This window comes from Photobacterium sp. 270122K, from assembly GCF_059941365.1.
Window position 1 is genome coordinate 396,666 of the sequence record NZ_JBPOEN010000003.1, and the last position, 24,077, is coordinate 420,742.

30 protein-coding genes are annotated in these 24,077 nt (G+C 47.4%); 20 read left to right on the plus strand and 10 right to left on the minus strand.

Features of this window, described 5'->3' with window-relative positions; translation table 11 throughout:
* Positions 1-145: 145 nt before the first annotated feature.
* The 5 genes from ACSF8W_RS07890 (at position 146) to ACSF8W_RS07910 (ending at position 3,715) form a co-directional block, all read left to right on the plus strand.
* The gene (locus tag ACSF8W_RS07890) at positions 146-748 is read left to right on the plus strand and encodes a YceI family protein (protein WP_500846491.1); all 603 of its coding nucleotides are present in this window, start codon (positions 146-148) and stop codon (positions 746-748) included.
* Between the two features lie 196 nt (positions 749-944).
* The gene (locus tag ACSF8W_RS07895; protein WP_500846493.1) at positions 945-1,160 is read left to right on the plus strand and encodes a DUF3820 family protein; all 216 of its coding nucleotides are present in this window, start codon (positions 945-947) and stop codon (positions 1,158-1,160) included.
* An 83-nt stretch (positions 1,161-1,243) separates the two neighbouring features.
* A complete protein-coding gene (locus ACSF8W_RS07900) occupies positions 1,244-1,708 on the plus strand; it encodes a GNAT family N-acetyltransferase (RefSeq protein ID WP_500846495.1) in 465 nt (154 codons plus the stop codon).
* A gap of 162 nt (positions 1,709-1,870) precedes the next feature.
* A complete protein-coding gene (locus ACSF8W_RS07905) occupies positions 1,871-2,647 on the plus strand; it encodes an MBL fold metallo-hydrolase (RefSeq protein ID WP_500846496.1) in 777 nt (258 codons plus the stop codon).
* 105 nt (positions 2,648-2,752) lie between these two features.
* The gene (locus tag ACSF8W_RS07910) at positions 2,753-3,715 is read left to right on the plus strand and encodes a GlxA family transcriptional regulator (RefSeq protein WP_500846498.1); all 963 of its coding nucleotides are present in this window, start codon (positions 2,753-2,755) and stop codon (positions 3,713-3,715) included.
* 58 nt (positions 3,716-3,773) lie between these two features.
* Here ACSF8W_RS07910 and yidZ read toward each other — a convergent pair whose 3' ends face one another.
* A complete protein-coding gene (gene yidZ / locus ACSF8W_RS07915) occupies positions 3,774-4,742 on the minus strand; it encodes an HTH-type transcriptional regulator YidZ (RefSeq protein WP_500846499.1) in 969 nt (322 codons plus the stop codon).
* On the minus strand, positions 4,717-5,946 hold the full coding sequence (locus tag ACSF8W_RS07920) for an MFS transporter (protein ID WP_500846501.1): 1,230 nt from the start codon (positions 5,944-5,946) through the stop codon (positions 4,717-4,719). Before ACSF8W_RS07920 ends, yidZ begins: the two co-directional genes overlap by 26 nt.
* Before the next feature lie 274 nt (positions 5,947-6,220).
* Here ACSF8W_RS07920 and gloA point away from each other — a divergent pair, with 274 nt between their 5' ends.
* The 6 genes from gloA (at position 6,221) to lhgD (ending at position 10,856) form a co-directional block, all read left to right on the plus strand.
* Positions 6,221-6,607 (plus strand): lactoylglutathione lyase, encoded by a 387-nt coding sequence (gene gloA / locus ACSF8W_RS07925; RefSeq protein ID WP_500846503.1) that lies wholly within the window; start codon positions 6,221-6,223, stop codon positions 6,605-6,607.
* A 28-nt stretch (positions 6,608-6,635) separates the two neighbouring features.
* Complete coding sequence (locus ACSF8W_RS07930; protein WP_500846712.1) at positions 6,636-7,739, plus strand: alkene reductase; 1,104 nt, start codon at positions 6,636-6,638, stop codon at positions 7,737-7,739.
* Between the two features lie 203 nt (positions 7,740-7,942).
* On the plus strand, positions 7,943-8,101 hold the full coding sequence (locus ACSF8W_RS07935) for a hypothetical protein (protein WP_500846505.1): 159 nt from the start codon (positions 7,943-7,945) through the stop codon (positions 8,099-8,101).
* 104 nt (positions 8,102-8,205) lie between these two features.
* On the plus strand, positions 8,206-8,907 hold the full coding sequence (locus tag ACSF8W_RS07940) for a class I SAM-dependent DNA methyltransferase (RefSeq protein WP_500846506.1): 702 nt from the start codon (positions 8,206-8,208) through the stop codon (positions 8,905-8,907).
* Between the two features lie 31 nt (positions 8,908-8,938).
* Complete coding sequence (locus tag ACSF8W_RS07945) at positions 8,939-9,475, plus strand: P-loop nucleotide/nucleoside kinase family protein (protein WP_500846507.1); 537 nt, start codon at positions 8,939-8,941, stop codon at positions 9,473-9,475.
* Positions 9,476-9,530: 55 nt separating this feature from the next.
* Complete coding sequence (gene lhgD / locus ACSF8W_RS07950) at positions 9,531-10,856, plus strand: L-2-hydroxyglutarate dehydrogenase (RefSeq protein ID WP_500846509.1); 1,326 nt, start codon at positions 9,531-9,533, stop codon at positions 10,854-10,856.
* Between the two features lie 99 nt (positions 10,857-10,955).
* Here the strand turns inward: lhgD and ACSF8W_RS07955 are convergent, their stop codons facing one another.
* On the minus strand, positions 10,956-11,381 hold the full coding sequence (locus ACSF8W_RS07955) for a DUF3010 family protein (RefSeq protein ID WP_428478218.1): 426 nt from the start codon (positions 11,379-11,381) through the stop codon (positions 10,956-10,958).
* A gap of 117 nt (positions 11,382-11,498) precedes the next feature.
* Entirely contained in the window at positions 11,499-12,011 is a 513-nt protein-coding gene (locus tag ACSF8W_RS07960) for a M48 metallopeptidase family protein (protein WP_500846511.1), read from the minus strand.
* A gap of 156 nt (positions 12,012-12,167) precedes the next feature.
* Here ACSF8W_RS07960 and ACSF8W_RS07965 point away from each other — a divergent pair, with 156 nt between their 5' ends.
* From ACSF8W_RS07965 to ACSF8W_RS07985, 5 genes are all read left to right on the plus strand, one after another.
* A complete protein-coding gene (locus ACSF8W_RS07965; protein ID WP_500846513.1) occupies positions 12,168-12,620 on the plus strand; it encodes a methyltransferase family protein in 453 nt (150 codons plus the stop codon).
* 155 nt (positions 12,621-12,775) lie between these two features.
* A complete protein-coding gene (locus ACSF8W_RS07970; protein ID WP_500846515.1) occupies positions 12,776-13,183 on the plus strand; it encodes a hypothetical protein in 408 nt (135 codons plus the stop codon).
* A 267-nt stretch (positions 13,184-13,450) separates the two neighbouring features.
* A complete protein-coding gene (locus ACSF8W_RS07975) occupies positions 13,451-13,828 on the plus strand; it encodes a SpoIIAA family protein (protein WP_500846516.1) in 378 nt (125 codons plus the stop codon).
* Positions 13,829-14,045: 217 nt separating this feature from the next.
* A complete protein-coding gene (locus tag ACSF8W_RS07980; protein WP_500846518.1) occupies positions 14,046-14,774 on the plus strand; it encodes an acyloxyacyl hydrolase in 729 nt (242 codons plus the stop codon).
* Between the two features lie 80 nt (positions 14,775-14,854).
* Positions 14,855-15,745, plus strand: a complete 891-nt coding sequence (locus ACSF8W_RS07985; RefSeq protein WP_500846520.1) for a 6-pyruvoyl trahydropterin synthase family protein — start codon at positions 14,855-14,857, stop codon at positions 15,743-15,745.
* A 78-nt stretch (positions 15,746-15,823) separates the two neighbouring features.
* Here the strand turns inward: ACSF8W_RS07985 and ACSF8W_RS07990 are convergent, their stop codons facing one another.
* Positions 15,824-16,342: a lactoylglutathione lyase family protein gene (locus ACSF8W_RS07990; protein WP_428478225.1), complete on the minus strand. Its 519-nt coding sequence runs from the start codon at positions 16,340-16,342 to the stop codon at positions 15,824-15,826.
* Between the two features lie 128 nt (positions 16,343-16,470).
* Here ACSF8W_RS07990 and ACSF8W_RS07995 point away from each other — a divergent pair, with 128 nt between their 5' ends.
* Entirely contained in the window at positions 16,471-17,358 is an 888-nt protein-coding gene (locus tag ACSF8W_RS07995) for a LysR family transcriptional regulator (RefSeq protein ID WP_500846522.1), read from the plus strand.
* Positions 17,359-17,403: 45 nt separating this feature from the next.
* Here ACSF8W_RS07995 and ACSF8W_RS08000 read toward each other — a convergent pair whose 3' ends face one another.
* The 5 genes from ACSF8W_RS08000 to ACSF8W_RS08020 all read right to left on the minus strand — a co-directional run bounded on the left by ACSF8W_RS08000 (position 17,404) and on the right by ACSF8W_RS08020 (position 20,323).
* Entirely contained in the window at positions 17,404-17,997 is a 594-nt protein-coding gene (locus ACSF8W_RS08000) for a class I SAM-dependent methyltransferase (protein ID WP_500846524.1), read from the minus strand.
* Between the two features lie 56 nt (positions 17,998-18,053).
* The gene (locus ACSF8W_RS08005; RefSeq protein ID WP_500846525.1) at positions 18,054-18,494 is read right to left on the minus strand and encodes a hypothetical protein; all 441 of its coding nucleotides are present in this window, start codon (positions 18,492-18,494) and stop codon (positions 18,054-18,056) included.
* A gap of 152 nt (positions 18,495-18,646) precedes the next feature.
* Positions 18,647-18,922, minus strand: coding sequence for a hypothetical protein (locus ACSF8W_RS08010; RefSeq protein WP_500846527.1), 276 nt, complete (start codon positions 18,920-18,922; stop codon positions 18,647-18,649).
* Positions 18,923-19,068: 146 nt separating this feature from the next.
* Positions 19,069-19,557 (minus strand): ABZJ_00895 family protein, encoded by a 489-nt coding sequence (locus ACSF8W_RS08015; protein ID WP_500846529.1) that lies wholly within the window; start codon positions 19,555-19,557, stop codon positions 19,069-19,071.
* A 181-nt stretch (positions 19,558-19,738) separates the two neighbouring features.
* On the minus strand, positions 19,739-20,323 hold the full coding sequence (locus tag ACSF8W_RS08020; RefSeq protein ID WP_500846531.1) for a GNAT family N-acetyltransferase: 585 nt from the start codon (positions 20,321-20,323) through the stop codon (positions 19,739-19,741).
* A gap of 330 nt (positions 20,324-20,653) precedes the next feature.
* On the opposite strand from ACSF8W_RS08020, the gene ACSF8W_RS08025 reads away from it, so the two are divergent.
* The 3 genes from ACSF8W_RS08025 to ACSF8W_RS08035 all read left to right on the plus strand — a co-directional run bounded on the left by ACSF8W_RS08025 (position 20,654) and on the right by ACSF8W_RS08035 (position 23,974).
* Complete coding sequence (locus tag ACSF8W_RS08025; protein WP_500846533.1) at positions 20,654-22,051, plus strand: MBL fold metallo-hydrolase; 1,398 nt, start codon at positions 20,654-20,656, stop codon at positions 22,049-22,051.
* Between the two features lie 919 nt (positions 22,052-22,970).
* A complete protein-coding gene (locus ACSF8W_RS08030; protein WP_500846535.1) occupies positions 22,971-23,579 on the plus strand; it encodes a DUF8812 domain-containing protein in 609 nt (202 codons plus the stop codon).
* A gap of 2 nt (positions 23,580-23,581) precedes the next feature.
* A complete protein-coding gene (locus ACSF8W_RS08035) occupies positions 23,582-23,974 on the plus strand; it encodes a lysozyme inhibitor LprI family protein (RefSeq protein ID WP_500846536.1) in 393 nt (130 codons plus the stop codon).
* Positions 23,975-24,077 lie beyond the last annotated feature (103 nt).

A 24,077-nucleotide genomic window follows, 5' to 3' on the forward strand; every position in this document is an offset into this window, starting at 1 on the left:
CTATCGTGTTTGCTTTAGCACGCGGTTTTCCCATCGCTGCCATTTATCATTGATATTCACATGGTTTTTTCAATCGCTCATATTCGGTTACAATTGTAAGCGAATAAGAAACGATAACAATTAGCCTAAGAGAAAGGAGTGAGTCATGGCGTTAACGATGAAAAAAGCAGGCAGTGTACTCGGGATGGGATTCAGCATTTGGGCATTGTCAGCCTCTGCCTATGCGGGGTGGGCATTAGATAATGCTCAATCTAAGATTGATTTTTCCTCAGTTAAAAATGATGCAGTGGTAGAAAATCACGGCTTCAAGCAACTGAGTGGCACGATTGATGATAAAGGGGCGGTGATGGTGGCGATTGACCTTGCCAGCGTGAACACCAACATTGAAATTCGTGATACGCGCATGAAAGAGTTGTTGTTCCAAACCAAGGAGTACCCACAAGCAATCATCAACGCCAAGGTCGACAGTGCTATTTTAACCAGTCTTGCACCGGGCAAAACCCGTGTTGATGACATTACGTTCTCACTCAATCTGCACGGTAAAACGCAAGATATTCCGGCCAAAGTACAGATCACAGGGTTAGAAGGTGGCGGATTGCTGGTCAACACTTTGGCGCCAGTGATGGTAACAGCCAGTCAGTTTGATCTGGATGGTGGGATTGGCAAGCTGAAAGAGATCGCCAAACTCAAATCTATCTTGCTGACGGTGCCAGTTAACGCCAACCTGGTGTTTAAGCCTGCGTCATAAGCGATGTTGTAGTATGAATATGAAAAACACAGCCGGCGATTGTCGGCTGTGTTTGTTTTAGGCCATCGCGATTGTAGCTAGTCCATATTGCTACCCGAAGTCCCTTAATAACGCTAACATGCCCGCCATACCATTACTGCGCTAATGCAGAGCTCATGCAAACAAGCAAATAAGCAAACCAGAAGAAGAGAACGACGTGTTTGATAAAGAACATCTGATTAAATTGGCCAATGCAAAAATGCCGTACGGCAAATATGCCGGTCGCGTGATCATTGATTTACCAGATGAATACTTGCTGTGGTTTCAAAAGCAAGGCTTCCCGGAAGGTGAACTAGGTATGCTGATGGCGTTGGCCTTGGAGTTCAAAATTGAAGGGCTGGAGTCAGTCATTCGTCCACTGCGACGGGATTAATGCCTGCACCGAAATACCCGTTGAATTCATGGTGGCATTTGGCATCATGGTGAGTTCAATTTTTCAACAGAGCAAGGAATGCCATGCAACAGACAGACAACCCTAATACCGCCGATACGGTTCAAAACCATACGCAAAATCAAACGCTGGAAGTGACGTTCAGTTGTGACATAGAGCAGACTGAAGTGATTGCCCTTTATCGAGCCAATGAATGGTCATCGGCGCAGGTTCCCGAAAAGCTTATTCCCGCTTTACTTCATTCCGACAGTTTGGTGACCGCTCGCCTGAACGGGCGGTTAGTGGGTATCGGCAATGCCATTTCAGATGGGCACTTGGTGGTGTATTACCCGCACATGTTGGTGCATCCTGATGTACAGGGGCAGGGGATTGGCCGCCAGATGATGCAACTCATGCAAACCCGTTATGCCGGCTTTCATCAGCAAATGCTGACTGCTGACGGCAAAGCCATCGCTTTTTATGAATCCCTTGGTTTTGAGCGAGCGGGGCAAACTGCGTCTATGTGGATTTATGCCGGGAATGATCACTGATCATACGTAATCTTCAGATATGGCTGCGCGAGGCCAATAAGGCGCATACCGTAAATTGTCCCGATTCTATCCATATATGGCCTTAAGGCCACTATTTCGAGGTATGAGTGTCACTTACACTGTGTCCCATAAACAGCCAGTGACAGACTTTGGAGAGTGGCCATGCACATCACACAAGTACGAAATGCAACCCAATTGATTCAATATGCAGGGAAAACCTTCCTTGTCGATCCTATGTTGGCCGAGAAAGCCGCGTACCCTGGTTTTCCTGGTACCGTACAATCACACCTGCGTTTTCCTACCGCCGATTTGCCGATAGAGATGGCGACACTGCTTAATATTGATGCGGTGTTGCTGACCCATACTCATCTTGACCATTGGGATGAGGCGGCGGTGACACTGATCCCCAAAGACATCTTGGTGTTTGTTCAGGATGAGCACGACGCGCAATTATTGCGTTCGCAGGGTTTTACCAACCTGACGTGTTTTGCTGATGGAGTAACCTTTGAGGGCATTTCTCTTGCCGGAACGGCGTGCCAGCATGGTTCGGATGCATTGTATCAACAACCAGAACTGGCTGAGCGATTAGGTGAGGTGACAGGAGTGATACTATCGCATCCGGATGAAGAGACGTTGTATCTGGTGGGTGATAGCATCTGGACGCCAGCTATTGAAGAGACAATGAAAAATGTACAGCCGAGTGTGGTTATATTGAATACCGGTTGGGCGCATGTGTTAGGCTTTGGGCCTATTATCATGGGGCAAGAGGACGTATTGAAAACGCATCAGATCTTGCCTCAGGCTCAGATTGTGACCACCCATATGGACGCTGTTAACCATACATTAGTGACCCGTAAGACACTGCGTGAGTATGTGGCGGTGAATGTATTGGGAGAATGGGTACATATCCCTGAAGACGGTGAAACGATCCGTCTGTGAATGCGAACAGAGCAGCAATGAATCTGTAAAGCGAATGCCTAAATTAAACAATGTCTAGATTAGGCAATGTCCAAGCAAAATGTGTAAACCAAGTGTGTAGAGCAAATGAGTAAAGCCCCTGTGACACGGCCTTCAATTGCGGTTGTCGTCTTCAATCATTTCAGTCCGTTTCATGTGTCTGTGCCGACATTGGTTTTTGGCCCGGAAACTTTACGTGAAGCCTTTTTTGATTTGGTGATGGTCGCTGGAGAAGACGGGCCGCTGACCTCTTCATTAGGGATGGAAATGCATCCGTCACACGGGTTAGAGGCGCTGGCACAAGTCGACATTATTGTTTTACCGTATTGGCATGATGTTGCGGCACGGCCGAGTGAGGCATTGCTGGAGGCGCTGGTGGCTGCCCATCAGCGAGGGGCAAAGATCATTGGGTTGTGTTTAGGGGCGTATGTATTGGCTTATGCGGGGTTACTTTCTGGGAAGCGTGCCGCCACGCATTGGGAGTTAGAGGCCGATTTTACTGAGCGTTTTCCGGATGTACGGTTAGATACCAATGCCCTGTATGTGGAAGATGCCGGCTTAATCACCTCGGCAGGTACGGCCGCCAGTATTGATTGTTGCCTGTATGTGTTCCGTCAGTATTACAGTACCGATGTGGTGAACCGATTAGCCCGCAGGATGGTGGTTTCTCCACATCGTGATGGCGGGCAGGCGCAATTCATCGAACGGCCTGTCCCGGAAACCACGGCAGATGCACGCATTAACGCCTTGCTCACGACGATCCGTCAAGCCCTCGATAAACCATACACGCTGGATGCATTGGCAGCGTCGGTGATGATGACCCGACGCACCTTTACCCGTAAATTTCATCAAGCGACGGGGATGTCGTTGGGAGAATGGTTAGCGGCAGAGCGTCTGCAATTAGCCCAAGAGCTGTTGACGACTACCGACTGCACGATGGAGCAGATTGTGATGAAAACAGGATTCAGTTCAACCTTAACGTTCAGGGAGAAGTTCAAACAGTGCTTTGCCGTGACGCCGAATCAGTGGCGAAAATCGTTTCATCAATAGATACGATGGCCGCCGAGCTGTCTTTATTTTGAGCGTTCTCCATCACGAGCGGATTATATTATGCGCGATCTGACGTAGGGGCATACAAGGCTTTAATCGCATCCCGCAACCATTGGATTTTCGGGTTCTGGTTATTGCGCTTGTGCCAGATTAACGTAAATGGGATTTTCAGTTTCTCTTGCGCGATGGCGTCTAACGGGATCGGCAGACACACCAAATTCGGATGCATTTGACGGCAGTAATGCTGATAATATTGCGGTGCAGTGGTGACCAAGGTTTGCCCCGGCTGCGCCGCCATAAACAGCGATTGTTCAAAGGTTTCCAGCGTTAGCGCGATAGTGCGCGACTGTCCCGTTTCCTTCAGAATTTCATCCAACGCCCAGCTTTCACTCTTTTCCCACAGTGTATTGATTTGCCCGTATTGCAAGAAAGCATCCAGATCCCACTGGGCCTGTAAGGTGGGGTGATCTTTGTGCAGATACACCATGGGTGAATCGTAAAACAGCACCTCAAAATTCACGAAATAAGGCAGTAGATCCAATGACTCGCGCGAGCGCGGGTGGCTCTCTCGCCCGGTAAAACCGATATCCGCATCGCCCTGAATGATCGCTTCTAACGAATCGTAATCCCAACTGCTGACTTTGACCTTCGCGTTTGGGTAGCGTTGGTAGATCTGCTGCGACAGGGCATGCAGGTGGATCAGCAGCATGGGGGATTCCATCGCTAAGTGGAATTGCACCCCATCAGGAATTTCATCGCCCCGCTTGGTTAACAGCTGGCTGCCCATCTGCATCCAGTCAGACAGATCCTGCGCCATGCTCATTGCCAGTGGTGTCGGCCTTAATCCCTGTGGGGTTTTGACAAACAAAGGGTCATCAAACCAGTCACGCAGTTTATTGAGGGATTTACTGACCGTCGAGGGGGTAACGTTGAGCTTTTTCGCGGTTTTAGACACGCTCAACTCCTGCAGTAACAGCTGCAGGGTGAAAAGCAAATTCAAATCAAGACGAGCAAGAGATTTCTTCATTTGGCTCAGCGGCTTGTGGTGATTGTTGTGATAAAAGCGGCGTTGTTGCCACGCATAGTAGTAAAGCTGCATTGATAATGCCAGTGGTGAGCAAAATGCCGATCAACATGGCTAAGCCCGTCACACCACACAAGCCCATCAGCCAGATAAAGCAGGCCGAGCTACATACTTGCGCGATGCCCAACAGCGAGCTGGCCACCCCAGCACGGCGAGCATACGGACTGAGTGCCTGACTCATGGTGACGCCGAACCCTACCGAGAACCCTGCACAAATCATCCCAAGACCCACAAGCGTGACCATATTGTGCAAATCATAGAGTGATGCTGAGGCAAGCAGTATCGCAGCCAACAGAAACAGCCCTTGTGATAAAAGCTGCAAGGTGCGCTGTGCCACCCATGCCATGGCAAACGGGGTTGCGAAAGACGTGATCATACTGACCAATGCGGTCAGTGCCATGGTTGAAGCATATTCACCGCGTGAGACCCCCATGCCGTTCATCAGCACGGTCGGAGACACATTCACAAACGTCAGAATCACGGTGACAGCCAGTGCGCTGATCAACACGCGGCTGATGAAATACGGCGTGGTAAAGGTTTCTTGTGTGTCTGTCTCTGTCTGTTTCTCTAGATCTGGGTCTGTGCGGTGAAGTCGGTTCGGATTGGTTTCTTTGAGTACGCCTGTCGCCAGTAAGCAGACCAATACCCCCATTGCCGCCATGGTGGTGAACAAGGTCGGCCACGGAAAATACAGCATGATGAGGTGCCCAATCACTGGCGCAATTACGGGAATGATACAGGTGATGCCGTTAAGCATAGACAGCACTTTAGCGCGGCGCTGGTCGTCCAGCGTGTCACGCAATACTGCAAACGCCACCACATAACAGGCTCCTGCGCCAATGCCTTGGGCAAAACGGGCAACTAAAAATGGTGTGCTGCTGTCTGCTTGGCCGCCTAACAACGACGCGACAGCAAAAATGGCGGCACCCACCATCGCGACGGGTTTACGGCCAATGCGGTCGGCCAGTTTACCGGCAAATAACATGGTGGCGGCCATTCCGGCTAAATAGACAGAAAATGCAATATGGAGCTGGGATTCACTCGCACCAAGAGCTTGGGCGATTTGCGGTAATCCCACTAAATACAAATCAATCGCCGTTGGGTAAAGCAAGACAAAGGCAAAGCTACAAAGCAGATATCGAAACATGACAACCTCACAAAATCAGTGTGGCGATAATAGTGAGGATGATGAAAGACCGCGAGTAACCTTTCTGACATCAGGTATTTCCTTATGCGACAAATGCTCAGGAAACAGGCGACAAACACTCTGGAAATAAGTGACAAACACAAGGTACATAACAAAAGATTATCAAGATAAGAAATAATGATAATTTCGGTTGCGTGTATTGACGCGCTAGGATACTCATCAAGAAAGCGATGACACATTGCACATACATTCCCATGTCTTAATAGGATGCAGCATGAAGTTTTTACATACGATGATCCGCGTGACGGATCTGGACGCCTCTATCGCGTTTTACACCGATGTTTTGGGCATGGGCCTGTTAGAGCGTGTAGAAAATCCGGAATACCGTTACACCTTAGTATTTGTCGGTTATGAGAACGATCCAAGCGGCACCACGATTGAACTAACGCATAACTGGGATACCGACCAGTACGACATGGGAACGGCATTCGGCCATATTGCATTGGGTGTGGATGATATCTACGCGGCCTGCGATAAGATAAAAGCGCTGGGTGGCAACGTGACCCGTGAGCCGGGGCCGGTGAAAGGCGGTACAACGCACATTGCCTTTGTGAAAGACCCTGATGGCTACCAAATCGAACTGATCCAGACTGCTGCCTAATAAAAAAAGAGAGTGAATCATGACTGTTATGAATACTGACGCCCTGTTTCAATCTGTACAACTGGGCCAATTAACCCTTAACAACCGAATTGTCATGCCACCGATGACACGCTCTCGTGCCAGTCAGCCGGGCAACATTGCGAATGACATGATGGCAGCGTATTACGCACAGCGTGCATCTGCCGGTTTGATTGTCGCAGAAGGTACACAGATCTCGCCACTGGGTCAGGGGTATGCCTGGACGCCGGGTATTTATACGCCTGAACAGATCAAAGGCTGGAAAAAAGTGACTGACGCAGTACATGAACAAGGCGGGGCGATTTTTGCGCAGCTTTGGCATGTCGGCCGTGTGACGCATCCAGACAACATTGGCGGTGAGCAGCCTATTTCATCTTCTGCACTGAAAGCGGAAAACGTGAAAGTGTTCATCGACAACGGTACCGATGCGCCGGGCTTTGTGGATGTGGTTGAACCACGCGCCATGACCAAAGCGGATATCCAAATCGTAATTGATCAGTACCGCCAAGCGGCTGTGAATGCGATGGAAGCGGGCTTCGACGGTATCGAATTGCATGCGGCGAACGGTTACTTGGTGAACCAGTTTATCGATTCTGAAGCCAATAACCGTACCGATGAATACGGCGGGTCAATTGAAAACCGTCTGCGCTTCTTAGGTGAAGTCGTCGCAGCGATGACCGATGCCATTGGTGCTGATCGTGTGGGTGTGCGTTTGGCACCGTTTACGTCACTGAACGGCACGGTGGATGCGACACCGGTAGAAACCTATACCGCGGCAGCCGCATTGTTGAATGCATTGAATGTTGTGTACCTACACATTGCCGAAGTGGATTGGGACGATGCCCCAGACACGCCAATGGCCTTTAAACAGGCCGTACGTGAAGCCTACAAAGGTGTGCTGATTTACGCAGGCCGTTACGATGCAGAAAAAGGTGAAGCGGCCATTCACGATGGGCTGGCTGACATGATCGGTTTTGGTCGTCCGTTTGTTGCGAATCCTGATTTGCCGAACCGTATTCAGCACGGTTATCCATTGGCGATGCACGATCCAAACACCTTGTTTGGTGGTGCAGAACAAGGCCTGACGGATTACCCGGCGTATACGCCTGTGTAATTAACCGTTATCCGCTTATTTATCGTCTTAGCGGGTTGGCTAATTGAGTCACAGTGATCGCAGTGTGTTGTTTTCAACATGCTGTGATTTTCTCGTTTTGAACGTAGCCGGTATATTCAATTTTTACGTCGTTTTACCTTGTAGCCTGTCCATGTGATCCGTTTAAAACGGGAAAGCTGGACAGTATGACAGGGAGAAAATACATGACGTTAGCCTTAAAAATCCCACTACTCTTAGTAACCTCGATTGTCGCCACCATGATGATCATAACGGGGCGTCATGAAGCGACAGAAACCGTTATTCTATCCAACAACGTCAATCAGTCATTAGATGCAGGCACGCGACGCTGGCTGTTGGGGTGATGCGCATATGCTCACTTTTTTATGTCAGGCGCAGTCAAAGGTTATGACGAAAACCTAAAGTCATTTATCATGGCGACTGATGCTGATGAACTGAGAAATGGACGATGTCTACACTTTATACGCAATACGCAGAACAATACGATGCGGCAGTACAAGATAATATCTATAACGCCCATTACGAACGCCCATCACTGCAAGCCTTAATCGGTGACGTGGCAGGGTGTGACGTGCTGGATTTAGGCTGTGGTACCGGCGTCTATGCGCAATACTTGCTGGATAACGGAGCAGAAAAACTGACCTGTATCGATTATTCTCAAGAGATGGTCGATATCGTGACGCGCAAATTCGATGATCGCGTTACGTGTTACGCCCAAGATTTGTCGACAGGTCTACCTAGCGAAGCGGATGAAAGCATGGATTTGGTGATTTCACCGTTGATGATCCACTACTTGGAAGACCTTACGCCGTTGTTCTCCGATATTGCACGTGTGTTGAAAAAAGGCGGCCGCTTTGTGTTTTCAACCCATCATCCGTTTGCGGATCTCGAATGTTCCACCTCGGGTAACTACTTCGAGCGTGAGATAGTGCGTGATGTGTGGGATACCGTTGGCGTACCTGTCGATGTGCAATTCTACCGTCGTTCACTGACCGAAATTGTGCAGGCCATTGCTGGCAGTGGGTTAGTGGTAACAGGCATGAACGAAGGCATGGTGAGTGATGCCGTGAAAGCCATGTCGGCCGATCACTACGCGTTCTTGTCGACCAAGCCGAATTTCATCTTTATCGCGTGTCAGAAGCCTGCTTAAACACGTCAGCGACATGACACAAGGAGCGTGAATGAACACACCTATTTTGTTTATATTCTCAGGGCTACCCGGAGCCGGGAAAACCACCTTGGCACAAGGACTCGCCAGAGAAACCGGCGCGGTGTTTCTTCGTATTGATACCATCGAACAAGCATTGCGTGACTTGTGCCAGTTTAAGGTGGAAGGCGAGGGGTACCGCCTGAGTTACCGTGTGGCAAAGGATAACCTGCTGCAAGGGAACAGTGTGATTGCAGACTGTTGTAACCCTATCGCCTTAACCCGTGAAGAATGGCAACAAGTTGCCTTGAGTGCGGGGGCGCGTTATATCAACATCGAAGTCTTTTGCAGTGATGAAAGCGAGCACCGCTTTCGCGTTGAACAGCGCGAAAATACGGTGGCCAATTTGGTTTTACCTACGTGGGAAGCAGTTCAGCAGCGGCATTATGAGCCGTGGGATGAACAGGCCATCACCAGCGGCAAATTCATTCGTATTGATACCCAAGGCGAACCCGTTGACGCATCGGTACGCGCGTTGCTCGCTGCATTAATGCACTGCGAACTATTCTAATGGCGCGTTTTTATCGTGCGTTTTGATGAATGGTGCGTGAAAGGAGAATAACGAGATGGGAAAGGAAGCCACCAGTGACGCTTATAAAAGCGATGGCCTCATAAGCGATGCTCATAAAAGTAATGATCACACATACTATGACTACATTGTCATTGGCGGGGGGATTGTCGGTGTGTCTACCGCTTGGCAATTGCAGCAACGGTATCCGGCTAAATCGGTGTTGTTGATTGAAAAAGAGGCTGCGTTATCCCGCCATCAAACGGGTCATAACAGCGGCGTGATCCATGCCGGTGTGTATTACGCGCCGGGCAGTTTGAAAGCCGCGTTTTGTAAAGCGGGTGTGGAAGCTACGAAACAGTTTTGCGCGGCGCATGATATTGCCGTCGAGAACTGTGGCAAATTGCTGGTGGCGACCAATGCTGTTGAATATACCCGCATGCAGGCACTGTACGACCGCTGTCTGGAAAATGGCATTGATGTGCAATTGTTAGATGCCGCACAACTCAACGAGGCCGAACCCAATATCGTGGGATTAGGCGCAATCAAAGTCTCCACGACCAGTATTGTGAATTACTGTGAAGTCACCGAGAAAATGGCGGCGGCGTTTGAAGCGTTGGGTGGGCGCGTGATGCTCAATACGGCGGCGACAGGGCTGGAAGACGCGCAGCGCGGTGTGCGCGTGACCGTGTGTTCAGAGACGGTGCGTTTAGAACAAGCATCGTCACAGGTTTATCACGGCGGTTTCTTGGTAGTGTGTGCCGGGCTGATGGCCGATCGCATGACCCAGATGATGGGGCTGCCTACCGACTTTCAAATCATTCCTTATCGCGGTGAATATTACCGCCTGCCTGAAAAACACAACCAGATCGTCAATCACCTGATTTACCCGATCCCCGATCCAGATTTGCCGTTTTTGGGCGTGCATTTAACCCGCATGATTGATGGTTCTGTTACCGTTGGGCCCAATGCGGTGCAAGGCTGGAAGCGAGAAGGGTACGGCCGTTGGAACGTCGACTGGCGTGATATTCGCGACATGGTATGTTTTCAAGGCTTCTGGAGAGTGACGGCGAAAAATCTGAAAGTCGGCTTGAAAGAGCTGAAGAACGCGTGGTGGAAACCGGGCTATTTGGCGTTGGTCAATAAATACTGTCCGCAAATTACCGTGCAGGATTTATTACCTTATCCTGCGGGCATTCGCGCTCAAGCGGTGATGCAAGATGGCACCTTGGTCCATGATTTCTTATTTGCCGAAAGTGCGCACAGTTTGCATGTGTGTAATGCGCCGTCACCGGCGGCGACGTCGGCTATTCCTATCGGCAATTACATTTGTGACAAAGTGGCCGAAAAACAGGGGGCGGATCTGGATGCAAACTCAGCGTGAACGAGGTGTGATTTCGGCCTGATGCAAAAACAAAAAAGCCAGCGCGAAGGCTGGCTTTTTAAGCGGTTTACGTCGTTGAAGACGTTAGCACATGGTCGATTACTTTGTGCTTAGGTATGCATAACCGGTCGTGAACGCCGCTTCTTGGAACTGACGAAGACCTGTTGCGCGGAAGTCGATGCCCAGTGGGTTACGCTTCATGCTTTGCTTGATGTCGTTGTTTGACATGAAATCAACTTCAACGCCTTCAATTAGCTGGATAGCGGCTTCCATTTTGAAGCCTACAGAGCTACCTGCGAATTTGCCGCGCGTTTCACGCTCACGGATCACAACGCGATCGATCTGGTAGTCTTCAAGTAGCTTGTGGAATGTCTGCTGGAATTTGCGCATTTGCTCATTATCCAGAGAATCCTGCATGATGAACTTTTGTGAACGGCACTCAGGAATATCAAACATACCGTTACTTTTTGTCAGAAGACAGATCACTGCTTCGTTGCTACGTAGCTCAACAGCACAAATTTTCATGTAAACACCTAAATATATTGTTAGCGGGGTATTGTAGGCAAAAGTGTGGCAAATGTCAGATTTTTCATGACACAAGCTCAAATATAATTCATCACAGCTGCGTTCGGGTGTGTTGCGTTATTCCGCGTTATAGATTGAACCGTCTCGATCCATCTGAGTCAGCAGCAGGCGCATATCAAATTCTAGCTGGTGGTAGTCCGGCTCCATGTGCGAACACAATTGGTAAAACGCCTTATTGTGTTCTTTTTCGCGGACGTGGGCCAGTTCATGTACCACAATCATGCGTAGTAAAGGCAGCGGTGCGTGTTTAAACACAGTAGCCACGCGGATTTCATTTTTTGCTTTAAGCTTATTGCCATGCACGCGAGAAATGAAAGTATGCAACCCGAGCGCATGATTCACCACGTGAATTTTGCTGTCGTACGCGACTTTGCTGATCGGTGCAGATTTTCGCAGATACTGGTTTTTAATCTCCATCACGAAATCATACAAGGCTTTTTCAGATTGAATATCGTGAGGCTGCGGGTATTTTTTTAGCAAGAACCGCTTGAGTTTATCTTCTTTGATCAAGGTCTGGACTTGATCTGTCAGTGTAGCCGGATAACCTTGAAGATATTTGAGTTCTTGCATGTTTGTTCGCTTTTAAGAAACACAGAAAGGCCGAATTTTAACGGCCTTGCGACAACGGCGCAAGCGAGCGATAGTCGTGTTGTCCCGTTAGACCAAAGTGCCACTGAGCTAAACGCGTAATACGCCGTTTTTTACGATAAAGGAGAAGAAAACAAGATGGAATTACGATTACCGCCACCATTGATTTTATTACTTACCCTCGCGGGCATGTACGCGTTGACGCAATACTGGCCGTTATACACTTTTGCCTTTCAGGGCCAGTGGCTGGTTATGGGTGGGCTGTGCTTGATAGGGGTGATACTCGGTTTAGCCGGTGTACGCGCTTTTGCCGTGGCACAAACGACCATTGATCCCCGATACCCGAATAAAACGTCTAAGTTAGTCACAACTGGCATTTATCAGTACACGCGCAACCCGATGTATCTCGCCCTGCTGTGCTTCCTGATAGCCGCATTCGTGTATTTTTCTGCGCTATCGAATGTGATCATGTTGTTATTTTTTGTGCTTTATATGAATCATTTCCAGATCGCAGCGGAAGAGGCGGTTTTAGAGGCGATGTTTGGTGAGAGATACACGAAATACTGCCAAGAAGTAAGACGTTGGTTTTAATGACTGTTAATTCGCAATAAAAATGAGGGGAAAAGACGAATAACGCAAGTTAATGTATTTTACATACCACCGCAGTAGAAAAATCCTGACTATGATTAATAAAGATGCGAGGTATATCACCTTTACCATTACATTATCACCACAAGGAGTCAGGTATGGGATTGAAATGTACATGGCAACAAAATGTGCTGCCTATTCTGCGTTTACCTTTGGCATGTTTATTTGCCAAAGGTGATGATGTCACCTTTATTCGCCCAACCTTTCGGCATGACCAACCTTGTGGTGCCAATAAACACCTTCATTTACTGACCCAAGCACAACAAGAAATCGTGGCATTGAAATTGGCGATTAAACAAGCCGGCTATCACGTGAGTGAAATTGTTCGTGCGGAAGTCACATTGTCATCGGATGTTGATGAATTTCAATTGGCAGAGTTATGCGAATTGCTGGATACCTTACCGGGGGAAGTTGAGGTGCACTATGAAGATAAAGGTCTGTTTGCCAGCGATGTGCCGTTAGCCAGCACGCAGCTAATTGCCATAGAGGCGATGCTGATTCATTGAAGTAAGGTGAATTTATTAAGGTAATCGTGTGAGTGATAGCTTGCTTTTATGTTGAATCTCGCAGGGCGTGTTGATCACCGCCTCACCGTGAACAGAGAGCTTTTTTGTTAATGAATTCTCTTCTGCTAAAGAGCGCCAATTGTCGGCGCTCTTTTTGATCTCTGCGTGATTCGCACGCTGTGGTTAGTCCACCTTTTGAGAAACGGTATACACTTGAGACAGTCGTAATTTTCGTAATGTGTGGCACTAACGATAAGAGGACTCGGTATGAGCAATATTCACGGTATTCATATTGATGTTGAACAAGTAGGCAATCAAATTTTCATGGAGTTTAAAGCGATAGGCACGCTGACACACAGTGACTATGAAAAAATCATCCCCTTGATTGAAGATGCAATGGAAGGGATAGAGGATCCCATCATTAACGTCTATATCGACGGCACGGAATTTGAAGGCTGGCAGTTGCAGGCCGCGTGGGATGATTTAAAACTCGGGTTAAAGCATGGCCGTAAATTCCACAAAGTGGCGATATACGGTAACCAACGCTGGCAAGAAATTATGAGCAAAGTCGGCGCTTGGTTCATCAGTGGTGAAGTGCGGTATTTTGATGACTCGATGGATGCGATTAACTGGCTGCGGGTGTAACGGGCTTGGACAGTCGCGATGCGTAATCTGCGACTCGCCATATGGCATTGAAATATCACTTGAATTACTATGATAGCAGCCTTAAGCAACGGGCTGCTTATATCGCGTTTTATCATCGGTGCCGATATCGCGGCCTATGATGGCTTTTGTATTTTAGGGATGATGTACACAGCCAAATCGAGACTGTGTATACCTCGTTATTGGGTATAACTGCACAATGAGTCGATTAATATTGAAACACACAGTGTTAAGCAGTGCGCTTTTACTGTCTTTACTGCCCGCTATCGGTTGGGCTGATAATGTAGAAAAAACAACAGAGAAACAAGCAGATAAAGTGATGCCAAGTGCGGCAGCGTCTCACTCTGAATCTACGCCCGTTAAACGCCTCCGTTATTTTGCCGGTGTGCGCGGTGGCGCCAGTTTGATCGGCAATGATGACAGCGCTATTTTTGCCCAAGGGGGCACCGTTGACTCTGAAGACAGTGGCATTGGCGGCTTCGGCGCGTTTGATATTGGTACGTACATGCCTGATGAGCGTGGGCGAGTGTATTACAGCTTTGAATACCATACATCAACCACTCAGTTTGATGGGCAAGACGCTTACGACACACTGGCGATGCTTCACTTGATCAGTGCGGATCACTTTTTCCAGCCAGATTTGACGATACGCCCATTTGTCGGGCTGCATGTGGGCTACGCCTTCGCGGAAACCGATTCGGATTTCCCTGACAATTATGACGACAGCGGCATCGTTTTTGGCGTTCAGGCCGGGTTGGGCTGGGAAGTCACGCAACGCTTAGCGCTTGAAATGGGGATTCGGCATACCGTGTTGCCATCGACCCGCCGCGCCTGGCAAGCCGAAACCGATACCGGAGAAGCGGTGACGGTGGAATCGCAATTAAAAGGCGTCAGTTCGGCGTATTTGGGGGCGAATTACCGTTTCTGACCGGCTTAACCTACCTGTTTACTCAGAAATTTAGCTGCGTATAATGCGATGCCGCAACCTGAATCAATAAGGACTTCAATTTGAAGCTATTTGTAAGAGATCTTACGGTTATCGATGCATCGTATTTATGCGAAGCGCGTGGCATGGTAGGAGAAAGTTGGATTCTCGATGTCGTGATGTCGGGTGAGCTGAATGAAATGAGCATGGTGCTTGATTTCAGTCGCGTGAAAAAGCAAATCAAACAGATTGTCGATGAATACGTCGATCACCGTTTGATTGTGCCGAGCCAAAGCGAAGCCATTCGTATTGCATCGACGCAGCCGGGTTATTCGACGGTTGATTTGTTGCGCGGCGATAACAGCATGCACCTTCATTGCCCAGACGAAGCCTACTGTTTTATTGATGAAACCACAGTAACGATTGAGTCTGTAACCCGCCACTTATATCAGGTGTTGGCAGGTAAACTTCCCGACAATGTACAAGGGCTAGCGTTAACGCTTCGCCATGAACACATTGACGGTGCTTTCTATCATTACACACACGGCCTCAAGAAGCATGATGGCAACTGTCAGCGTATTGCGCACGGTCATCGCTCGCCGGTTGAGTTGTACATTGAGGGTTTGCGAGATGCCGCGTTAGAACAGCAGTGGGCAAACCGCTGGCAAGATATCTACCTCGGCAGTCAAGAAGACGCATGTTCGGTGAGCGCATTGAATCTGAGTCAGTGGGCGAGCGTATCGAATGACACCCATTACGGTTTCCGTTACACCGCGCCACAAGGCGAGTTTGAGCTGGCGATTGCCCGTGCTGAAACGGACATACTCGAAACTGACACCACGGTTGAATTGCTGGCACAGTTTATTGCTGAGCAAGTGCGTGACGACGTTGCGATGGGTAAAACCATTGAGGTGGTGGCCTACGAAGGTGTCGGTAAAGGCGCTATGGCCACCAGTACAGGTCGCCAACAGTAATCGCTCTTGATTCATACCGATAAATGAAAGCCTCAGCCTGTGTGCTGGGGCTTTTTCATTTGAGAGTGTTAGCTCGATTTATTTATAGGCGCCTGCCGAGTAGTGCAGCTCATAACTGTGAGAGTAAATTTCCAGAATGTTGCCAAATGGGTCTTCCATATAAATCATGTGATAAGGTTTTTCGCCCGGGTAATAATAGCGTGGCGCTTTCATCCGTCGTTTCCCGCCTGCGGCCACAATTTTTTTCGCTAATCCTTCCACATCTGGATCTTGTACACAGAAATGGAAGATGCCGGTTTTCCAGTATTCAAAGTTATCTTCAGGGTTGGTCTGATTTTTAAATTGGAACAACTCCACCCCAATGCGATCACCGGTTGACATATGTGCGATCCGGAAGCGATCCCAGCCTGCACCAAACACATCGGTACACATTTCGCCAATGGCGGAGTCATCTTCGACGACGTCAGTCGGTGGCATGATCAGATACCATCCCAGCACCTCTGTATAGAATTTTACGGCAGCGTCGAGATCGGGCACTGAAATACCAATATGAGAGAAGGTGCGCGGATAGGGTCTTTCGGGTGTGTGCGATGACATACTTCACCTCTTACTTGCTGATGGTAGATTGACGATGAGGAAGGGACGACAGCGTGAATGAGAAATAGCTGTTATGGCGAGCAGTCATTATAATAATGGAAATTTATTAACTGCTTGAGTACGACAGCATGCTGAATCCCGTCTGGCTTAATACGTTCAAAACCCTGATTGAGATCGGTCACTTCACCCAAACCGCCGAAAAACTCTTCATGACGCAACCGGGCGTTAGCCAGCACATCAAAAAGCTGGAAGTGGCCTGCGGACATGATTTGATCAAGCGTATTAACAAGCAGTTTGAACTGACCGAGCAAGGGCGCTTGGTGTATGACTATGCCTTACGGGTTGCCGCAGAAGAGCAGCAGTTGCTGGATAGCTTAAGCTTTGATGATCCGTTTGAAGGCGTGTGTCGGATATCCTGTTCCGGCTCGTTGGCATTGTGGTTGTATCCACAACTGCTGACGCTGCAAAAAAAACATCCTAAATTAACGATTTCCTTAGAAGTGGCGCCGAATTATAAAATTCTCGATGGTTTACAAGCAGGAACGGTTGATTTGGGCATTGTTACCCATATTCCTAACCCCAGTTTGTATCACAGCCGTGTATTAGGACAGGAGCCACTGTGTTTGGTGCTGCCATCGGCTTATGCTGATACCTCCATCACGCCCGAAGCGTTGCAGCAACGCGGTGCCGTCATGCACCCAGATGCCGCACATTATCTGTCACTGTATTTTGAGCAATGCGGGAATGCGGAATTTGCCAACTTGAATGTGGATGACGTACCAGCCGTCAGTTATATCAACCAACTGAGTCAGATTTTACTGCCTGTCGCCGAAGGGATCGGTTTTACCGTTTTACCGCAAAGTGCGATTGAGGCGTTCCCTCGTCATGCAGAGCTGGTGGTGCATCAGCCTCATTCTCCGGTAGTGGAAACCCTGTATGTGGTCACCAAGCGCAACCGGGATTTGCCTGCCCGTTATCAGCAAGTGATTGAAACCTTGGACGGCAAATTTGCGTAATGTTGAACTGATTCGCTGATGCCTGCGAATAAGGCATAACGACTATCACCGCTTTATCGCGAGTACAGAGTAGGTATGCCAATGCTTCTCAAATCCTAGCATGGTCGTACCTTGTGCATCACGTTCATTCCATTCGATGATGTCAAAATCCGCCAAGAGGGACGCCAATTGCGTACGTGTCACTGGGGCGGTGGGTGAGCGATAATTTTCGGCCCAACTGTCTTTCACTCCCATGAAATCGCCAGCAAACACACCGCCAGAGGCTAAACTGGCGACAAGCCGTTGCCATGTTGATGTGAACGTGTCGGGGTCGGCAAAGAAGAGGCTGGAATTGGCGATAAGCACACCGCATTGAGGGTAGGTAAACGTCTCGAAGCTTGCCTGTGTCAGAAAGATGTGGGCATGAGCTTCGAACCGCTCACGGCAAATGGTGATCGCATCAGAATTAATATCAAAAGCATGCACGGTGTAGTCTTGCGAGGCTAAAAATTGAATATCGCTGCCGGTGCCACAACCACAGTCAACGGCAATGCGCGATCCTGATTGGTTTAATGTAATCGCACGTTCAGTGCGTGGCGCATGAGGACGACGCAATGCTTTATTGTAAAATTGTCGCCAGTTTTCCGCGTTTTTATCCATAAAGAAATATTGTCCTTTGTGTGCATTTGAATGATGGATGTGATGGGATGGGATATTCACTGCGGATGATACGGGCAGTGATCTGTTCCTACATCGGTGCTGACACTGCGCACGTAGGGAGTGGCTCCCGCAGAGGTCGTGATGGTTTTTACGTTGACTGCCCAATAAGCATTGGGACGTTTAGGGATGGGCAGCGCATGTAAGCCAAACAAAAATGTTTCACCCGCATCCACATATTCCTTTAATAGTGTAACAGCCTGTTGAAAGTCGGCAGGTGTGCTTGAGCCTAAATGGTTGCCATTGGATAGGCAGCCTTTCCGGCGTTTGATTTCCAGTGTTGTCGTATGCGTATTTCCTTCTTCGACGAAGACGAAGACTATCGTATTTTTTTGATTATTAAGTGAAACCGGTGAGACGTCTACGAGGTTAACGTGGCTCAAGCTGTAAAAAGGCAGTAGCACCAACCCAAATAAAACGAGAAACTTCATCGTATCCAACTGTCGTTTATCCCTGTCATTTGAACAATCATAACGGACAGAAAAGTTGGATAAACCACACGTTGGGACGGAGGATGAAAAAAGCGAGGCAACGCGCGAAGATCACTGCAAGAAAGGGGGAGGGTTTACAGTAAGGCTAAGGTGATAGGGGCTCACCGCCGCTGGCAGGTGGTACAGCCGCGACAGGCAGAACGGGTGTGACGATCTAAACGACCACGTTGAATCTTACAATAGCCATTCTTAAATGCACGGCGCGCCGAAAACCAATCATCCGGTTTAGCGAGCAGTACATAGCCATAACACGCTTTCATTAAGGGTGTGCGATATTCATTGATGAAGGTGCTGTCAAAGCCAATATCGAAATAGGTCAGTGCCTCTTCGATACAGGTAAAGCGGGCAATTTTTTCTTGGATCTCGGCGTAGCTCATAATGGCAATATAGTATGAAAATGAAGGAAACAAGACGATTAGTCACAATATGGAGAGTATACGATGTTGCGCGATTGGCCGCACGGATTCGTGGCAATGTCTCGTTGTGTTGTGTCGACGTATTGTTTCCTTGTGCTTAATAAGAGTTACAACTGCTTCGCCTTTTGTTTCTGCTTTTCCAATTGCTTTACGTATGTATTCGCGCTCCAACCAAAACCTATGGCAAGCACCATCCAATGCATGAGTGTGCCAGCCAGAACTGCGATCATCCATCCCCAATAGGGAAGGGATTGCCAAAAATAATACAGTTCAACGAAAAAATGTTCGCCAGCATAATAGGCGATTTCAAATAGCAAAGAGGTCATCGCGATTAACATCGAAGCCAGTAAGCTATAGCCTACCAGTCTACGCTTTTCGATTTTATTGGGTGCGCGTTTTTGCTCCGTCACAAACTGGATCGAAGCCCCCATCACCGCACCCACTAAAATACCAACCCCAACCCCTGAGCCGAGGTCTAAATCGAAAGCAGTTACAACTACCTGAAAAGCGAGTAGTAAGGCCGCATACAGGCCACTGAACATGATGACGTACTTTTTGACCGGTACCGCATCAGTAGAAGGTGTATTGCTATCCATAATATGACTTCCTTGTGTATATCAAGGGTGTCAGTATCTACAGATAATGCGCTGAATCAACGAACGAACAAGGTAAATACAAACACGTTCTAAACTTTCTATTAAAATATCTTATCGTCGTCATTTGTATTGACACATTTCGACAAATGCCGATTCCATGTCTGTGCCAGTCCTTTGTCGTTCAGCGCCGCCTTACAACACTGCCGCTTTCACGCACCATTTCACAGAACATCTGCCCATTGATGGCAATATGCTGAGTAAACACAAACTCGGCTTTTGTTGTGTGCGCCACATAAGAGCGCACATTGTCGGTATGCACGTAGGTGTAAACAAACGGGTAGTGGCTTTGCATCGCATTCAGGCTATAGGCAAAGAGGGCTTCAAACACCCCTTTTCCACGATAGGTTTTACTGACGCACACTGGCCCCCAGAAATAGCTGTTTGATTGCGTCAGCGGCCCTTTGCTGTATGGCACATTCACCAGTTGCTCAGCAATGCGAACGAGGTTGTCAGAGAAGGACCAAAATCCCCAAGATGCGCAGATCGCCATTGCCACGATGGTGGGTGGGTGTTGCGGGTCTTGGGTTTCTTCAACCACAAAGATGGCGTCTTCCGTGTCAATCACCGTGCGTAATAGCTCAACGGGCAATACCGTATTGAGGAAGCCATCAGACTTCTCACTGCAACTGACATGGGCAATGTGGCAGCTTGTCTGTAAGGCAATCAAACTGTCGATATCATCGGTGGTGGCGCGTCGAATATGCATGTGACTTCCTTTTCTCGCCTATCCTTTACTTGGCACTGCGAACGCAATGTGATGGAGATACATTCAGCTTTCCTTGTGAATGCACGTTTAGTCAGTATCCATGTAAGAACGGATGCGGCAAGTAGTAGGGGCGGGAATTGATAGGGGGATCGAAAGCTGTGTGTAATGGCAATGTTCGATGCAAACCCTGAATATCAGTGCGTTGTCACGGAACGTTCCAATGAATAGTGATAATTATCTTTATGAAAGCCTGAACACATCTTTAATCTGTCAAAGACTTAGCAATGCGAGCAATACTATTGTTAACGCATCATCGCTAGGGAGGGGTTTATGTCTTTTATCCAGTCATTTGGTGCCGCAGAGACGGTTACCGGTTCCTGCCACTTTCTACAACTCGACAACGGGCCTAACATTCTGATCGACTGTGGTTATTTTCAAGGTGAAAATGAAGAACAGACGTATGCGCCCTTTGATTTTGATCCTAACGATGTCGACATCGTTTTACTCACCCACGGGCACTTAGATCATGTCGGACGTGTGCCGAAATTGGTGAAGGAAGGGTTTGATGGGCGACTCATCGCCTTGCGCGCAACCATGGATTTGGCTGAGGTCATTTTAAAGGACAGCGCCAAAATTGCCGAAGAAGATTATAAAACGGCAATGAAAAAGGCGCGAAGAGTCGGCGGCGAAAAACAGATCCCTCCACCTATCTATACCAGTGATGATGTGAAAGCGGTGTTTGATTTAATCATTCAATACGCCAATTACAATAGAGCCATTAAGTTAACGCCTGACGTTACCGTGACCTTCAGAAATGCCGGGCATATTCTTGGCTCGGCAACCCTTCAAATCGACATCAACGAAGACGGCCATAAAAAAACACTGGTATTCAGTGGGGATCTTGGCAGCCGTCGGGATCTGATCATGACGCCGCCGGATGCCGTTAAAACAGCGAATGTGCTTTATATTGAATCGACCTATGGCGATCGTGATCATAATCCTTTAGATGAAACCATCACCGAGTTTAAAGACATCATCATCAATACCTTGAATAACCGGGGTAATGTGTTGATCCCATCCTTTGCGGTTGAGCGGACGCAGGAGGTATTGCTACTGCTCAAAGAGATGTATTACGACAAAGCGCTGCCCCCCTGTAAAGTGTACTTAGATTCGCCCATGGCGATACGCGCCACGCAGATCTATAACCACTACCACGCAGAACTGAATGACTCTGCGCAACAGATACTGTTACGTGATGGGGCGATTTTTGAGTTCCCTTATCTGCACTATTCACTCAAAAGCAAAGACTCCATGCGCATTAATAAACAGGAAGAGGGCTGCATTATTATTGCGGGCAGCGGCATGTGTACCGGTGGCCGTATTTTGCATCACTTCAAGCACCGTTTATGGGATGAGCGCAACAGTGTCATCTTTGTTGGCTTTCAGGTGCAAGGCTCGTTGGGGCGACAGCTGATAGAGGGGGCAGAGTCCATTCGGATTTTTAATGAAACCATTAATGTGAATGCTCAAATCCACACGCTCAACGGATTTTCAGCCCATGCAGATCAAACCGATCTGCTTGCGTGGATGAGTGAGTTTGAACAGTTAGGGAAGGTATATTTGATACACGGCGAGTTGGAGAAACAGGAAGTGTTCAAAGGTGTGATTCAAGAACAGCTCGATAAACCTGTCCACATCGTAAAATATGGTGAGAAAGTGTACGTGTAGTGAGTTGCTAAGTTCGGTTACAGGTAATCAAATCAAATTGCCCCGCCAATGACGGGGCTAAGAATCAATATGGTGCAATCGATTAGCGTTCTATTTATTCGAGCGATTCAATTAGAAAACAGCGTTTATGCCATCAAAAAGCATGCTGATCCCGCCCAGTAAGAAAAACGCACCTTGCAGAACATACCGAGATCTTGTGAACAGTGAGGAGGCTTTATACGCAATCAAGAAGCTCACAGCACCCACCAATGAACAGATGATTCCCCACATAAAATCATCGATCACTGGGGTGAAAATGACCGCATCATGTATCCCTTCTGTCGCGAAGTTATAACCCACGAACACCAGAAAACTGGTTAGCCCAATTAAGGAGATAAATCTGATGAGTAGCGTTTTATTATCAGGTCCCATTTTTTGCTCAACTGAAGGTGCTATTTATAAAAGTACGGATCGAAAAATATGACCCGAAAAGTACGGCTTGAAAGACACTGCTTGTTAGCCTGGATGGGGGAGAGAATAACTTGCAACTTATTGTTAAGCAATGATATTCCACCGTCATACGTTTCAAGGTGAGTGCTATATCGTCAGGTTGCCGTTTCTTGCAGCAGCGCAATCAAGCTGTCTATGTCGTCTGTGGGGGCACGTCGGTATTGCATAAGACTTCCTTGCCTTTCTTCATGACTTAACTGTTACATCTAGCGTTATTCACTATTGACGGAAAATACATTATAAAATGTCATCAGAATTACGGATATAGGTTGTGCCGCCTGATATGTGATGTTGTTTTCAATTTTAGTGAAACAGATGTCGTAGGAGTTGTGAAATGGGAAATGTCCATCTAATAGTTAGTATGTAAGAAATAATTTATATAATTGTGTGATAATATGTGACGTCAAAAAATTAGAGGGAACAAACATAGATGGCAGGTTTATTAACGGTTTCTGAAGGCCAAGTTACGTTTGATGCGGAAGGCAATGATACTGAAAGTTCGGCATATTTTAGTCGTGTTATTCATTGGCCTGGGAATGAAAATTCCGGAGTGACAATTGGACGCGGTTATGACATGGGAGAAAGAGATAAAGCATCAGTATATAAGGATATGATAGCGGCAGGGATAATAACCTCTGATGCTAAGTTACTATCTAATGGTGCTTATTTAAAAGGTGGCAGAGCAGGGCGGTTTGTTGATAATGAGGTTGATGTTATTGGTAAAATAACGCACCTTCAACAGGTTAAATTGTTTGAAAATATCTACCCGGTATATGTGACAAGAGCTAAGAATAATTATAATAAGTGGACGAATAGATTTGGTAACAACAGAACGCAATGGGATAGTCTTGATCAACCAATAAGAGATATATTGGTTGATTTTGTTTATCAGGGTTTTACAAAAGGCCCTAATCCTATGGTGGCCGGAATGAATAACGATTATGATGAGTTAATCACTTATATTAATGGGAATGCTACAATGCAATCATATGAAGCTGGTAGAAACCGAGTTGGCTATCTTCAGGCTAGAAGGATATAGATATGAAATTGGCTGTTAGAGCTTACTTTCTATTAGTGGTTAGCTTTTCTTCATCAATTGTTGTTGCTGGAAACTGTGACAATATTCCTAATTCTCATGAGTTAGCATCCTGTATTAGTCATAAAGTGTCATTATCAAATGAAAGTTTATCAAAACAAATTTCAATCGTTAAATCTCGTGTTTTGAATAATTATATTGCTGATGAGAAATTAGGTAATGAGCTGGTTGATTTCATTAATAAAGCACAGGGTTCGTGGGTTGAATATAGAAATAACACTTGTAAGTCGGTAGCTTTTGAAATAGAAGAAAGTAGTCCTGTCTATAAAGTAGCTTACGAGAGTTGTATCATAAAAATGAACAGTGTTAGAGTTGATGAACTGTCAGGTACGTATTAAGTGATGCTGCGTTAATAAATCTATTTTCATATTTAAAAGTTATTTAATAGATTATATGTATAAATATCAATGTAAATTTTAGAAAGGCGAACCACTCGGTTCG